The sequence below is a fragment of the Actinomadura sp. WMMB 499 genome, assembly GCF_008824145.1.
Classification (GTDB): Bacteria; Actinomycetota; Actinomycetes; order Streptosporangiales; family Streptosporangiaceae; genus Spirillospora.
On the sequence record NZ_CP044407.1, the window covers coordinates 6,501,882 to 6,516,630 of the forward strand.

7 protein-coding genes are annotated in these 14,749 nt (G+C 74.7%); 1 reads left to right on the top strand and 6 read right to left on the bottom strand.

Annotated elements, in window-relative coordinates:
* Nucleotides 1-11: 11 nt before the first annotated feature.
* The 3 genes from F7P10_RS29630 to F7P10_RS29640 form a co-directional block, all read right to left on the bottom strand.
* The gene (locus F7P10_RS29630) at nucleotides 12-1,493 is read right to left on the bottom strand and encodes an RNA polymerase sigma factor (RefSeq protein WP_151014273.1); all 1,482 of its coding nucleotides are present in this window, start codon (nucleotides 1,491-1,493) and stop codon (nucleotides 12-14) included.
* Between the two features lie 292 nt (nucleotides 1,494-1,785).
* Nucleotides 1,786-3,363: a sigma-70 family RNA polymerase sigma factor gene (locus tag F7P10_RS29635; protein ID WP_151014275.1), complete on the bottom strand. Its 1,578-nt coding sequence runs from the start codon at nucleotides 3,361-3,363 to the stop codon at nucleotides 1,786-1,788.
* Between the two features lie 291 nt (nucleotides 3,364-3,654).
* Nucleotides 3,655-6,159 (bottom strand): substrate-binding domain-containing protein, encoded by a 2,505-nt coding sequence (locus F7P10_RS29640; protein WP_151014277.1) that lies wholly within the window; start codon nucleotides 6,157-6,159, stop codon nucleotides 3,655-3,657.
* A gap of 210 nt (nucleotides 6,160-6,369) precedes the next feature.
* Here F7P10_RS29640 and F7P10_RS29645 point away from each other — a divergent pair, with 210 nt between their 5' ends.
* Nucleotides 6,370-7,185, top strand: a complete 816-nt coding sequence (locus F7P10_RS29645; protein ID WP_151014278.1) for an RNA methyltransferase — start codon at nucleotides 6,370-6,372, stop codon at nucleotides 7,183-7,185.
* A gap of 23 nt (nucleotides 7,186-7,208) precedes the next feature.
* Here the strand turns inward: F7P10_RS29645 and F7P10_RS29650 are convergent, their stop codons facing one another.
* The 3 genes from F7P10_RS29650 to F7P10_RS29660 form a co-directional block, all read right to left on the bottom strand.
* On the bottom strand, nucleotides 7,209-8,114 hold the full coding sequence (locus tag F7P10_RS29650; protein WP_151014280.1) for a hypothetical protein: 906 nt from the start codon (nucleotides 8,112-8,114) through the stop codon (nucleotides 7,209-7,211).
* A gap of 286 nt (nucleotides 8,115-8,400) precedes the next feature.
* Complete coding sequence (locus tag F7P10_RS29655) at nucleotides 8,401-8,769, bottom strand: hypothetical protein (protein ID WP_151014282.1); 369 nt, start codon at nucleotides 8,767-8,769, stop codon at nucleotides 8,401-8,403.
* Entirely contained in the window at nucleotides 8,766-14,477 is a 5,712-nt protein-coding gene (locus tag F7P10_RS29660; RefSeq protein WP_151014284.1) for an SseB family protein, read from the bottom strand. The genes F7P10_RS29655 and F7P10_RS29660 overlap by 4 nt, the downstream gene beginning before the upstream one ends.
* Between the last annotated feature and the right edge of the window lie 272 nt (nucleotides 14,478-14,749).

Sequence of the window (14,749 nt, forward strand, 5' to 3'; positions counted from 1 at the left end):
TCAGCGGGACGTCAGCAGTAGGACACGGGTGCCGATCCGCCGGGGGAGAAGGAGACCGAGCCGGACTCCTCCCCCCAGCACCACTCGTCCGGCCGGGACACGGTCACGGTGGCGCTCTCCCCCGGCGAGAGGCGGCCCGAGCCGCTCGCGCTGACCTCGCCCGACGTGCCGGTGACGCGCCAGGTCACCGACCCGCCGACCGCCCGGATCGTGATGCCGCAGGACTCGTCCCGGCCCATGCTGCAGCCGGACACCCGCAGGTCGCCGGGCGCGGGGCGCTCGGGGCGGTCCGTGGTGGCGGGCGGGTCCGGGGGAGCCTCCGACGTCGGCGTCCGCGAGGGCGTCTCGGACGGCGTCTCCGACGGTGTCGGGGACTTCGACGACTCGGTCGGGGACGGCGACGAGCTCGTCGGGGACGGGTCGATCGGCGCCGACTCGGTCGGGACCGGTCCACCGGACGCGCCGCTGATGCTCGGCTGCGCGGAGATCTCGGGCAGCGCCGAGGCGCCGTCGTCCTCGCCGCCGAACGCGGTCAGCGCCCCGGCGAGCACCACGACGGCCGTGACGCCGGCGCCGACGACCGCGTAGACGGGCCCGCGCCTGCGCTGCGGCTTCTCCTTGGCCCGGGTGACCAGCGACTCGTAGGGGAGCGGCCAGCCGTACTCGTCGAACGGCTCGGTCCACGCGGCGATGGCCCGGCGGTTCCCGGCGCGGTCGTCGTCGGTCGCGGCGGTCAGCACGGTCAGCCGCAGGTCGGACGGGATCGCGGCGATCGGCAGCACGGCCAGCAGCCGGTCCGGCGGCGGCACGGAGAGCTCCCGCGTCCCGCACACCTGGCATTCCGCGACGTGCCGGACGAGCGCCCCCGCGGCCTGCGGCGGCAGCGGCCAGGAGTCGGCCAGCCCGGCGGCCGCGGGGCAGTCCCCCAGGTGGCTCTGCGCGATGAGCGCCGCGCGCACCCCGGCGCCCAGGTCCCGGCGCGCCTGCTCCACGAGGGGGTAGACGTCCTCCAGCGGCACGCCGAGGACCCCGCACAGGTCGACCTCGTCCAGCTCGTGCCGGACGTGCAGGTCGATCGCCTCGCGCTGCCGCCCGGACAGCGCCGCGAGCGCGCTGTGCGCCAGCTTGCGGCGCTCGTCGCGGCGCTCGAGCTGCTCGGGGGACAGCCCGTCGTCGGCCTCGGGCGCCTCCTGCCCGGTGTGCCGGTTCGGGCTGTCGCGGCGCCGCATGCACTCCTTGCGGGCGATCGCGTACAGCCAGCCGCGCAGCCGCTCCGGCTCGGTCAGCCGGTCGGCGTGCTCCCGCGCGGCGATCACGCAGTTGCGCAGCGCCCCGGCCGCCTCGACCCGGTCGCGCAGCAGGCCGTGGCAGTAGTCGAAGAGGAACGGCGCATAGGCGTCGTAGACCTCGGTCAGCGCGATGACGTCGCCGGCCCGCAAGGACTCCGCCAGCCGGACGGCGTCGTTGTGCCCGGACCTCGGCTCACCGGCCACGGATGTCCTCCTCGGTCGATATCGGTGTGCGTACGATCGTGTGCCCCCGGTGAGCGCCGACGTTCGTCAGCCCGCTCTGGTTGCCCGATCTTGCCACCAAATTTCGCGGATTTCTCCCAGATGACCGAATCTTTGTGATGGGTGAGGTACGCCCCGTGGCCGTTTCCGCTACTTGATCAGGTACTTCGCGCGCGAAAGGCCCGCGAGAGTGACATGGATCTCATGACCGCCCGGTCGTGCCGGTCGTTCGTGCCGGCCGGTCGTGCTAGTCGGTCGTGCCGGCCGTTCCGTGCTAGCCGTTCGTGCCGCCGTCGCCGTCCGGGTCGTCGCCATCCTCGCACGTCCACGACACCGTGGCGGACGCGCCGCCGGGGGAGAACGTGACGGGGGTCGATCCCGAGCCCTGGCAGTCCTGCAGCGACACGTACGCCGAACCGGATTCGCCGCTCCGCAGCGTCCCGCCGCCGGACACCGACAGGGGGGAGGAGGTGCTCGCCGACCAGGTGACGGGACCGCCGACCGCGCTCACCGCGATGGGGCACCCCCCGCCGCCCGCGATCGTGCACCCGCCGCCCACCTGCAGCCTGCCGGGGGCCTGGTTCCCCCCGCCCGAGGTGGCCGGGGCGGACGGGCGGGACGAACGCGTCGGCGTCCGGCGCGGCGTCGCCGACCGGCCGGGCGACGCGGACGCCGTCGACGGCGTGGCGGACGGGGTCGGGGTGTCGCTCGGGGACGCCGGCTCCGACGTGGTGGGGGTGCCCGTCGGCGACCGCGACGGATCGGCGGGGGCGACCGCGGCGGTACCGGCCGGTCCGGGACGGTCGCCCAGGGGGCTCTCGTCCGACGGGTCCGGCATCATCGCGTAGGCCACCAGGACGACCGCGACCACGGCGGCCCCGGCGGCGAGCGCGGGCACGAGGCCGCGCCGCGCGCGTCCGGTGCCGTCCCGCCGCGCGCCGCCCCCGGCCGTCCCGGCCGTCCCGGCGGCTCCGGCCGCGTGGTCGCCGGAGACGGGCCAGCCCCACTCGTCGAACGGCCCGGCCCGGTCGGCGACGGCGGCGTACTCGGCCGCCATCGCCGGGTCGGTGGCCGTGGTCATGACGCGGCCGCGCAGGTCGTGCGGCATCATCGCGACCGGCAGCAGCCCCAGCAGCCGCGCCGCCGACGGGGACCGGTCGACGCGCGGTGCGCACGCCGGGCACGACTCGACGTGCCGGACGAGGTCGCGGAGGGCGGGCGCCGGGAGCGGCCGGGCGGCGCCGTCCCCGGCGACGCGGGCGAGGTGCGGGCAGGCGTCCGGCGCGGCGCGCAGCAGGTGGGCGGCGGCGAGGGCGTCGTCCAGCCGGGCGCGGGCGGCCCCGGTCAGCTCCGCGGCCGCCGGCTCGTCCAGGTCGAGGACACCGCCGATCTCCGCGGCGTCGAGGCCGTGCCGCAGCAGCAGGTCCAGCGACTCCCGCTCGCGGCCGCGCAGCACCGACAGGGCGCCGCGCACCAGCCGGCGGGCCTCGAGGCGCCGGGCCAGCTCGTCCTCGTCCAGGAAGCCGTCCTCGACCTCGGGCGCCTCGTGCCGCTCCACCGGACGGGCGGGGTCGCCCAGCCGCCGCAGGCACTCGGTCCGGACGAGCGCGTACAGCCAGGCCCGGAACAGGTGCGGCTCCTCCAGCCGGGAGATCCGCGCGTGCGCGCCGACGAGCGCGTCGTGCAGGGCCCCGGCCGCCGCGTCCCGGTCGCGCAGCAGCGCGTGGCAGTAGTCGTAGAGGCGGGCGGCGTACCGGTCCATGACCTGGAGCAGCGCGGCGGGGTCGCCGCCCGCCAGGGCGCGGGCCGACCGTTCGTCATCGGCGCGATCGAAGGTGGGCCAACCGGACACGAGGTCCTCCCGCGGGCTGAGCGACGGCCGTCGCCCACGTCGTCAGGGGCGGACCGGCCGGTGATGGAGGGGGAGCGGTCGACTCTCCCGGCCACCGAGCTCGGAGGGCGTCGGCGTACGGGCCGGAGAGGAGAAGTAGGTCGGAGGCCCGACGGCCCCGCTCCCCGTCGGGCCTCCATATGTTCGACGGGCGACCCCGGCGCCCGGTTGACAGATCTTCGCGGAAATTCCAGAAACTACTTGCCGTGTCGGACGTGTCACCCCATGCGCGCAGTCACCCCGTGCGAGGTCTCACCCCATGCGGCGGGAGAGCATCTGCAGGAAGATCTTCTGGATGTCCTGCGGCGTCTGCGCGACGGCCACGCCGCCGCCCGTCGCCTCGCCGATCTGCTCCAGCTCGTTCCTGTCCACGCCCGGACCGAACCCGATCATGTTGACCTGGATCGGCTTGTTCGGGTCGCGCATCTCCTTCAGCTGCGTGAGGGTCTCCTCCAGCGACGGGCCCTCCGCGTCGTCGTTCTTCCCGTCGGTGAGCAGCAGGATCGAGTTGCCGAACTCCGGCTTGAACGAGTCGCTCATCTTCTTGTAGGCGTCCAGCATCGTCCGGTACAGGGCCGTGTCGCCGGTCGGGTTCGGGCGCATCTTGCTCAGCACCGACAGGACCCGGTTCCGCCGCGTGTTCGACCCGATCCGCTCACCGAGCGGGCCGATCGGCACCGTCACCTCGTACGGCGCACCGTCCTTCATGTTCGTGGAGAACAGCCACTGCCCGAGCTCGGTGTCGTCCGACATCATGCCGAGGCCGCCCTGCGACACCGCGCCGATGGCCTGCAGCCGGTTGGTGTCCGCGTCGACCATCTCCGCCATCGAGCCGGACACGTCGATGAGCGTCAGGATCCGCAGGCCGAGCGTCAGCTGCGCCCACGCCTGCATGACGCCGTTGACGTCCTCGGCCTTGGGCGAGGGCAGCTGCCGCGGCCTGGCCTGGCTGACGCCGCCCTGCTCGCTGAACCCCGCCGGCGCCTTGCCGTCGGCGCTGCGGAACCCGGCAGCCTGCAGATCCTCCCGCGTCTGAGAGTCGCCGAGCGTCTCCTCCAGCAGCTTCGCGGCCTCGCGCGCGGCGTCGTCCTGCGCGGTGACGGCGTAGGGGTAGTCCATCGACAGCGTGCCCTCGATCGGGTACAGCGCCACCGCCCCGACCTGCGGCTTCGACTGGTTGAACGTCCACAGCGCCTGCTCCGAGGACAGCGAGATCGGCTGCTTGCCGCCGCCCTGCCCCTTGCCGAACTGCTCGAACTGCGCCTCCACGGTCGGGACCTGGCTCTCCCGGACCGTCCGGACGATGCCGGTGAAGATCGAGTCGCGGTTGGGGTCGTTCGCCAGCAGGGTGCTCGTGATCATCAGCGAGCCCATGCCCGCCGCGTTCTTCATCGGGTCCGGGACGTACAGCCGCACCGAGCCCGCCGGGATCATCTGGTTCTTGGTCACGGCCCCGCCCGCGACCCCGCCCGCCGCCTTCAGCAGGTTGTCCCACGACGGCGTCGAGGTGACGCCGTTCTGCTGCAGCTGCTCGGCCAGCGTCGCGGGCACCCCGATCACGATGGGGCTCTTGGCCAGCGACGTCGACGACCTGACCTGCGCCTCGCCGTCCTGCGGCGTCGCGCGCGACAGCCACAGCGAGGAGTCCGGGATCCACACGTCCGGCCGCTCCTCGTCGTCGGCCGCGACACCCTGCCCGGACAGCAGCGTCGACACCGTCGACGGCTCCGCCGACTTCACGTGCGCCTGGACGCACTTGCCGGACACCTCGTGCCCGGCGTCGTTGAACCGGCCCGCGGACTTCACGATCACCGGCTGGATGTCGGGCGCCGCCGCGACCGACAGCGTCAGCGCGTCGTCGCCCGAGCAGCCCCCGCTGCTCTGCGCGAACGCGTAGACGCCGCCGCCCAGCAGCACCACCAGGCCGACCGCCCCGGCCAGCGGGCCGAGCAGCGCGCCCTTCCTGCTCCGCTTCCGCTTGCGCTTGCGGCCGTACTCGTAACCGCCGGAGCCGCTCGAACCGCCAGAACCACCCGCACCGCCCCCGTAGTCGCCGGAGCCGCCGCCGGAGCCGGACGAACCGCCGTACTCGCCGGACCGGCCGCCGTACTCGCCCGACCCGCCGCCGTACTCGCCGGACGAACCGCCCGCCCGTCCGCCGAAGAAACCGCCCGCGTGCTCGTCGGAGCTGCGGATCGAGTCGTACTCGCTGTACCCGGTGCCGGCGAGGGGCGAACTCTCCGGAGACCGTCCCTGCGGTGCGCGATGCCCGCCGGACCCCTGCGGGCCGCCGGGACCGGCCTGACCGCCGGGGGACGCGTATCCGCCCGAGCCGGGTCCGCCGGGGCGCGCGTATCCGCCCGAGCCGGGCCCGCCGGGCCCGCCGGGCGCCGCGTAGCCGCCGGAGCCGGGTCCGCTGGAGCGTCCGGGCTCGCCGTAGGCACCCGAACCGAACGAACCGGACTGTTCGGCTCCGCCGTACCCGCCCTGCCCGCCCTGGCCGTAGCCGCCGGACGGGCCGGGCTGCCCGGTTCCGTAGCCGCCGGAGCCGGACGAACCGCCGTAGGGGGGCCGCTCCCCCGGCTGCGAGCCGGGCCACTCGCCCGTCTCACCGGGGCGGCCGCCGGGCGGCGGCCCTTGCGGGTTCCGGGCGCCGAACCAGTCGGACGATCCGTCGTTCGCCGGACCGAAGAGGGGCTTGGACGGGTCCCACCCGTCCTCCCCCTCAGGGAAGTCACTGCGATGACGTCCGCTCATGGCTGCCCTCGATTCACCCAAAAACCCGCCGATGTTCCCCGGCACTGTAGTAGTACGGCATAGAGGTTACAAAGAACTCAAAACCGCTAATGACGCAGGTCATGAGCGTATGCTTGGACGAACCTGGCATCCTGCCCCACGGTAGCGGCGCGCGGCGGCGCCGGTGCCGGGTGGCCGTAACCGGCCTCGGAGCCCCGGCACAATGGGGGGATGGCCTCCCTGGTCCCCGTCACAGACCCCGCCGACCCGCGGCTGTCGGACTACGTCCGGCTGCGCGACGTCAACCTGCGCAAGAGCCTCGAAGCCGAGCACGGCCTGTTCGTCGCCGAGGGCGAGAAGGTCATCCGCCGCGCGGTCGCCGCCGGGCACCCTGTCCGGTCCCTGCTCATGGCCGGGCGCTGGGCCGAACCCCTCGCCGACCTCCTCGACGGCCTGGACGCCCCCGTCTACGTCGCCGACGACGCCGTCCTCGAGCGGATCGCCGGGTTCCAGGTGCACCGCGGCGCGCTCGCGTCCATGGCCCGGCTGCCCCTGCCCGCCGTCGGCACCGTCGTCGCCGGGGCCCGCCGCATCCTCGTCCTCGAAGACCTCGTCGACCACGCGAACGTCGGCTCCATCTACCGTTGCGCCGCCGCCCTCGGCGTCGACGCGGTCGTCCTGTCCCCGCGGTGCGCCGACCCCCTCTACCGCCGCTCCGTCAAGGTCTCCATGGGCGCCGTGTTCGCCGTCCCCTACGCGCGCATGACGAACCGTCGCGACGACCTCGCGAAGCTGCGCGCGTCCGGTTTCCGGCTGCTCGCCCTCACCCCGGACCAGGCCGCCACGCCGCTGGACGCCGCCCCCCTGGGCGACCGCGTGGCGCTCATGCTCGGTTCGGAGGGCGACGGGCTGTCGTCCCACTGGCTCGACGAGGCCGACGACCGGGTCCGCATCCCGATGAGCCCCGCCGCAATGGCGAACGGGGTCGACTCCCTCAACGTCACGGCCGCCGCCGCGATCGCCTGCCACGCCCTCCTGCGCGCCTGAGCCGCCCGCGCGTCCGGTCGGGCTCAGCGGCCGAACATGCCGCGGCGCGTCCGCCGGTGCGCCCCCTTCGGCACTCGTCCCCGCGCCACCGCGGCGCGCCGTCCCAGCCGCACCTGCGTCAGCAGCAGGCCGAACACCACCAGCAGGGCCGCCAGCCACGCCACCTGGGTGCTCGCCATCCGCTCGAACGCCAGCTCCTGCGCGACCGGCGCCTTGTTCCGCTGCAGCCGGCTCTGCGGCGTCGCCGGGACGGGGCTCGGCGCGACCGACGGGTTCGGCGCCGAGATCGGCGGCAGTGCCACGTTCGGGCTCTGGGCGTCGAACGAGGAGTTGGGGGAGGCGGCGGGGTAGTCGGGCACGTCCAGATCGGCCGACCCGCCGGATCCGCCGGATCCGGACCCGCTGGATCCGGACCCGCCGGACGAGCCGGAACCGCCGGACGAGCCGGAACCGGAGCCGGACGAACCACTCGAGCCGGACGAACCGCCAGAGCCTTCGCCGTCGTCCTCATCGTCGCCGGTCGGGGACGGCGACGGGGTCTCGGTCGGCTTGTCCGGGGGGTCGGTGGGCTCCTCGGTCGGCGGCGGCGGGACGGTGAAGGTCACCGTCGCCTCGCCCGTCACGCCCGTCTCGAGGCCGGCCGCGCCGACCGTGATGGTGAGGGTGACCTCGACGTCCTTCTTCGTTCCCTTCGGCACCGACAGCGTCGCCGGGAACGTCTTCTTGTCGCCCTTCTCGATCGTCCCGATGACGCAGGCCGCCGCCTCGTACGGGGCCTCGCAGTCGCTCACGACGATCGGCTTCGGACCCGTCGACGTCGCCTTGACGCCGACGATCCGCACCCCCTCGAGCGTCCCCTCCGCCGCCGCGACGTGCGTCGTCAGCGTCGCCTTCGCACCGACCTCGAACTCCTCCGGCGGCACCGTCACCTGGACGGCCGGTTCGAGGGGCTTCGGCGTCCCGGTCGGGGAGGGAGTCTCGGAGGGGGAGGGCGAAGGCGACGTCGAGGGAGACGGGGGATCGGTGGCCGCGATGGCCGAGGCACCGCCCGCGGCCAGTACGGCCGCGGCCCCGAGTCCTACGAAGAGCGGCTTCACCGCCGGCCGGCAGAGCACCGCCGCAGCACCTCCGTCGTTGTGTGAACGGCCGTGACGATCGTGGGGGATCGGCCCCGAACCCATGCGAACACGGATCCAAGCCCGGTTCAAGCCCTGATCAAACGAACTCCTGGTGGACGTTCTCGACCTCGGCGCGCGGCGCCCACGCCTGCCACACCCCGTGGTCGATCCGGTCGAGCCCGAGCCGTTGGGCGACCGGCGCACGTCCGCCCGTGTACTCCACCCGGATCCACGTCTCGTGCTCGCCCACGACGACGAACGGCTCGCCGCGCCACGTGCACGCCGTCCGCACGTACCGCAGCTCCTCGACCTCCGACGCCGGGACGATCCGCCGGTAGCGGCCCGGCCGCAGCTCCTCGAACCCCTCGGTCGGGTCCGGCGTGTACAGCCGGACCTCGCCGTCCGCGCCGGGCGACGCCTCGAAATCCCGTCCGAGCCACCGTGCGACGTACCCGTCCCGGATCACTGCGCGGCCTCCGTCCGTCCGTCCCGGCCCTCGGCGCCCGCCTCGGGCCGCAGCCAGCCGAGCCGGTCCGGGTCGTACATCGCCACGAACCGCTCGGAACGGTCTGGACCGAGGAAGTACATTTCCGAGCCGTACGGCAACCGGATGCTGTCCACCTTGAACTCGCGGATCGACCCGGCGCTGCCCGGCGCGAACCCCGTCCCGACGAACGGCGGCCGCTCGACGACCCACCCGGACTCGCCCCAGGCGGCCATCTCCGCCTCGGTGGCGCCGCCGAACGGGACCCGGTAGACGTCCGGGCAGTACGCGGGCCACCGGATCACGTAGACGCCCTCGTCGGCGGGCGTGAACGGGGAGTCCTCGTACAGCAGGCCCAGCGCCTCGTACAGTTGCGTGGGCGTCTGGAGTTCGGCCACGTCGCTCGTCAGGTGCACGAACCCGCCGACGCGGTCGTACCCCTGCTCGAGGTACCAGCCGACATGCCCGTGCGGGACGACCTTCTGCATGATCGCGAGCTGCGAGACCCGGTCGTCCGGGTCCGCCGCCGGCCGGGGCTCCTGCCGCGGTTCCGGCTCCGGCTCCTGCCGGGCCCGCGGCTCCGGTTCCGGCTCGGGGCGCCGGGGCGGCGGCAGCGGCGCCTCGGGGCGCATCTGCACCAGCCCCACGCGCAGCGCCCACTCGCTGAGCGCCCGCACCTGCTCGCCCCGCAACGACGCACCGATCCGCGTCCCCGGATTGAGCAGCATCGCCCAGTCCGCGCGCGGCCAGACGCCGATCAGCTCCCGGAAGTCCGCGTAGACGAACCGGGTCTCCGGCAGGACCTCGCGCAGCCGCACCAGCGACGTGAACACCCGGACCGACGCGTCGTCCCGCAGCGCGGCGTCCCACCGGAAGTCCCGCTGGATCGGCGTGACCTCGAGCGGTGCGCCCTCCGGTATCGGCACGAGGACGTTCGCGTTGAGGAGGATCCGCAGGAAGGCGTCCGAATCTCCGTTGAGCGTGGCCTCGTACAACTCCTGGTCGATGCGGTTGCCGGGCTCGAACCCCGGCTCCGCCTCCGGCACCGCGCGCAGCGCGCGGGCGCCTTCCCCGTCCGCCCGTCCCGGCTGCTCCGTGGCCGGGGCGTCCGCGCCGGCGTACGACTGCCCGGAGCCTCCGGGGTCGGCCGGCTCGGCGGTGCGTCCCGGGAGCCCGCGCAACCGCGCGTCCCCGGGGTCCCCGGGCCACGAGTCGGCCGCCGTGTGTTGGCCGGATTCCGCCGCGTCCGTCCCCGTTCGGGTGGGGCCGAACGGTTCGTGTCGCACGTCGGCTGTGCCGGGCGTCGGTGCTTGCTCGGGTGCCGCGTGTTGGCCGTGGTCGGTGGTGTGGCCCGGAACGCCGGGCGCTCGCGGCTCTTCCGGGGCGCCGGCCGCCTCGAGCCGTGAGCCGTGAGCCGGTGCCGCGGTACCGAGCCCCGGGGACTCGTGCCCTCCTGGCCGGTCCGATGCGTCCGTCCCGGTGGGGGTGGGCTCGGGCGGCTCGTGTAGTGGGCCGGACGTCTGTGCCTCGGGGGGTGTCGTGGGGCCGGATTCCGTCGCCTGTGCCGGGCTGGGCGGTGCGCCGGGTGCTGGGGTTCGGGTGGGTCCGGGGAGGTCGGTGGTTCCGGTGTCCGTGCCGGTTCGGGCTGTTCCCGGCAGATCGTGTCCCGCATCGAACGCTTGTGCGGGATGGCCGGGCGATTCGGGGGGTGAAGGGTGGCCGGTGCCGGGGAGGTCGGTGGTGAGGGCCGGGTGTCCGGGCTGCCCCGGTGCGACCGTGGGGGCACCGACCGTTCCCGGATGATCGGTGTCGGTCGGCTGGGCAGCGGTGGCTCCGGCGGTGTGGGCCTGGTGTCCTGGCTGGTCCGGGGTGTCCGTTCCGGTGGGGGTGGGCTCGGACGGGCCGTGTTGTGCGCCGGGCGTTCGCGCTTCGAGGGGTGTGGCGGCGCCGGGTTCCGTCGGCTGCCCTGGGACGGCCGGTGCGCCGGGTGCTGGGGTTCGGCCGGTGCCGGGGTGGTCGGTGGTGAGGGCCGGGTGTCCGGGCTGCCCTGGGCCGTTCGTCCCGGTGGGGGTGGGCTCGGACGGCTCGTGTAGCGGGCCGGACGTCTGCGCCTCGAGGGGTGTCGTGCTGCCGGATTCCGTCGCCTGTGCCGGGCTGGGCGGTGCGCCGGGTGCTGGGGTTCGGGTGGGTCCGGGGAGGTCGGTGGTTCCGGTGTCCGTGCCGGTTCGGGCTGTTCCCGGCAGATCGTGTCCCGCATCGAAGGCTTGCGCGGGATGGCCGGGCGACTCGGGGGGTGAAGGGTGGCCGGTGCCGGGGAGGTCGGTGGTGAGAGCCGACGGGTGTACGGGCTGCCCCGGTGCGTCCGTCCCTGCTTGGGTGGGGTCCGACGGCGCGTGCGGGACGACGGGGGTGCCGGGTCCCGTTGGTCGCTCGGGCGTTGTGTGCTGGGGGCGCTCGGTGCCGTGGAGATTGGCGGTTCCCGAAACGGGGGCCGGAGTGCCCGCTGTGAGTGTGTCGTCGGGGGCGCCGACCGTTCCCGGGTGATCGGTGTCGGTCGGCTGGGCAGCGGTGGCTCCGGTGGTGTGGGCCTGGTGTCCTGGCTGGTCCGGGGTGTCCGTTCCGGTGGGGGTGGGTTCGGACGGGCCGTGTTGTGCGCCGGGCGTTCGCGCTTCGAGGGGTGTCGCGGCGCCGGGTTCCGTCGCCTGTGCCGGGGTGGTCGGTGCGCCGGGTGCTGGGGTTTGGGCGGGTCCGGGGTGGTCGGTGGTTCCGGTGTCCGTGCCGGTTCGGGCTGTTCCCGGCAGATCGTGTCCGGCATCGAAGGCTTGCGCCGGATGGCCGGGCGCTTCGGAGGGTGAAGGGTGGCCGGTGCCGGGGAGGTCGGTGGTGAGAGCCGACGGGTGTACGGGCTGCCCTGGTGCGTCCGTCCCGGTTTGGGTGGGGGCCGACGGTGGACGTGTGTCGTCGGACGTGCCGGGCGTCCCGATCTGGTTGGTGTCGGTCGGCTGGGCTGCAGTGGCCCCGGTGGCGTGGCCCCGATGTTCGGGCTGGTCCGGGGTGTCCGTTCCGGTGGGGGTGGGTTCGGACGGGCCGTGTTGTGCGCCGGGCGTTCGCGCTTCGAGGGGTGTGGCGGCGCCGGGTTCCGTCGGCTGCCCTGGGACGGCCGGTGCGCCGGGTGCTGGGGTTCGGCCGGTGCCGGTTCGGGCTGTTCCCGGCAGATCGTGTCCCGCATCGAACGCTTGTGCGGGATGGCCGGGCGATTCGGGGGGTGAAGGGTGGCCGGTGCCGGGGAGGTCGGTGGTGAGGGCCGGGTGTCCGGGTTGCCCCGGGTCGTTCGTCCCGGCTTGGGTGGGGTTCGGCGGTGTGTGCGGGGCCTCGGGTGTGCCGGGGGCCGCCGGGTGGCCGGGTGTCCTTTCGGGCTGCGGGGCGTGTGCCGGTGTCGCGGTGGCGTGCCCCGGGTGCTCGCCCGGTGCGTCCGTCCCGGTTGAGGCGGGGGCGAACGGGCCGTGTTCCACGCCGGTCGCCTGCGTGTCGTCCTGGCCGGTTTCCGCCGCCTGCACCGGTATGGAGGCGGGGCGATCGCCCCGGAGCGCGTCGGGCGCGAGGGGGCCCGGTGCTCCCGCGGGCGTCGCGTCCTGCGGAACGTCCGCCGGCTGCGAGGGGGCGGGGGGGAGCGGGGATTGGTCCGTGGGTTCGGTGACGTGGCCCGGGTGCTCGTGCAGGCCTGGCGCGTCCGGTCCGGGTCGTGCGTCGGGTGTCTGGGGGCCGGAGGGGGGCGTGCCCTGGCCGAACTCCGTGGGCTGCCTGTGCTTCGGACCGTAGGCCGCTTCGGGCGCGAGGGGGCGGTCGGCGTCCGGGAGTCCGCGCTGCGGTAGGTCTTCGACGGCCGCCTCGTGTCGTGGGCCGAGTGCGGCGGCACGGTCCGGTGCGTTTCCCGCATCGGACCCCTGTGCGGCTCCCGCATGGCCCGGGTGCTCTTGGCCCGCGTCGGGCGTCCGAGGTTCGGAGCCGAACCCCGTGGGCTGGGCCGCCCGTGCGTCCTCGGGCCGGCCGGGGCCGTCGGCGATGCCCAGGAGCCCGCGTAGCTGAGCGTCGTCCGAACCGGCGGGTTCGGCGACCGGCTCGCCGGGACCGGACGCCGCCTCGGGCGCGACACGGGTGCCGAGCGAATCGGCGTTCGTCCTCGCGGGGTCGGGCGGGCCGGGCTCGGCGGGTGTCGGCCGGTGCGCGAGCGGCATGCCGTTGCCGTCGGGCATGGGGGCCGGGCCGTCGGCGGCGGGGACGGGCGGGGCGACGGGCACGGCGGGGGCGTCCGGCGGCGGGGGCGTGGCGGCGGACGGGGGCGTGGCGGGTTCCTCGGGGACGGCGCGGGGCGGTCCGGCGAGCGCGCGGACCTGGTCGCCGGGCATGCTCGCGTCGATCGGGGTGCCCGGGTTGAGGACGAACGTCCAGGCGGACTCGGGCCACGCGGTCACCAAGTCGAGCAGCGTCGGCATCACGAAGCGCGACGAGCTGAGCGCGTCGTTCATCCACTTCAGCGACGTGAACACCTGGATGGACGTGCGGCCGTGGACGTTGACCGGCTGCCAGGGGAAACCGGGGTCGTCCGGGGTGATGCCCCACGGGGTCTCGGGTTCGGCGGGAACGAGGACCTGCGCGCTCAGCAGCACCTGGTAGAAGGTCTCGGTGTCGCGGCGGCGGGCGGCGTCGAAGAGGCGCTGCTCGATGTCGTTCTGCGGCTCGAACCCGTCGGTCATCCGCTGCGCGGCGCGCTGGTCGGCCCAGGTCGCGAGTCCGGGGAGCTGCTGGGCCTGGACGGTCCCGCCCGCGGGGGAACCGGAGTTGATCGCGAGCTGCCAGTCGGGGTGCGGCCAGTAGCGGAGCGCGACGGTGAACGGCAGCCGGATGTACTCGGTGCCGGTCCCGGCGGCGCGGGCGGCCTCGATGAGCCGTTCGGGCGAGGTGAAGACGGGGACGACCGTGGCGCCGTCGACGTCGCGGGTCTGCCATGGGAAGCCGGGGCGGCCGGGACGCAGCGCGTAGTCGGTGCCCTCGGGGACGGGCAGCAGCACCTCGGTCCCCGCGAGGGTCTGCAGGAAAAGGTCGTGGTCGTTGTTCGCGGCGGCCCGCAGCAGTTCGCGTTCCACGTCGTTGGCGGGCTGGAAATCGGGCCGCCGGGCCTCCCGGGGGAGGTCGCGGTGCTGCCCGCGCAGCTCCTCCCACGGTCCGTCCGCGTTCGCGCCGGGACGGCCGACGCGGGGCGGGCGCCCGTCCCCTTCCGCGACCTGGCGGACGAACCAGGACGGGAGCCGCGCCTCGATCGGCAGCACGGCGTCGACGCCGGGGCCGGGCACGTCCACGGCCAGCCACCAGGCGGCGTCCGGCCAGTTCTGCGCGACGTCGCCGAACCGGAGCGTCATGAAGTGCCGGTAGGCGGGGCCGAGGCAGGCGCGCATCGCCGCGGCGGACGTGTAGGTCAGGACGTGCACGCGGCCGTCCTCTTCCTGGGTCGGCCACGTCGGCTGCGCCGTGTTGGCGAGGACGTCGTCCACGGCGTCCGGCGCGACGGGCAGCAGCAGTTCGGCTCCCGCGAGGACGCGGAAGTAGCCTTCCTGGTCCCCGGCCCGTACGCTCTCGTGCAGTCGGCGCTCGAGCTCCGACGTGGGTCGCCACGCGTCGGCCACGGTCGCCACCCCCTGTTTCTTCCGTGCTCGTCCACGCGACTGCCTACGCTACATGGGCGAACAGGACCAAAGTGCCTATACGTCCGGCCCGGCGGGAGTCCCCGCAGGTCAGCCGGTGGGCCCGGTCCGCGAGGGGGATGCGGATCCGGTCGTCGTTCCGGCGCGGCCCCGGTGCCCGCTCCATCGACAGCGTAAGCGTCGCGCCGCGCGCCTTCCACCGGTCCTCGACAGGCGACACGAAACCGTCGCGCGTCGCGCGGACCCGGGACGTCCGGCGTGCC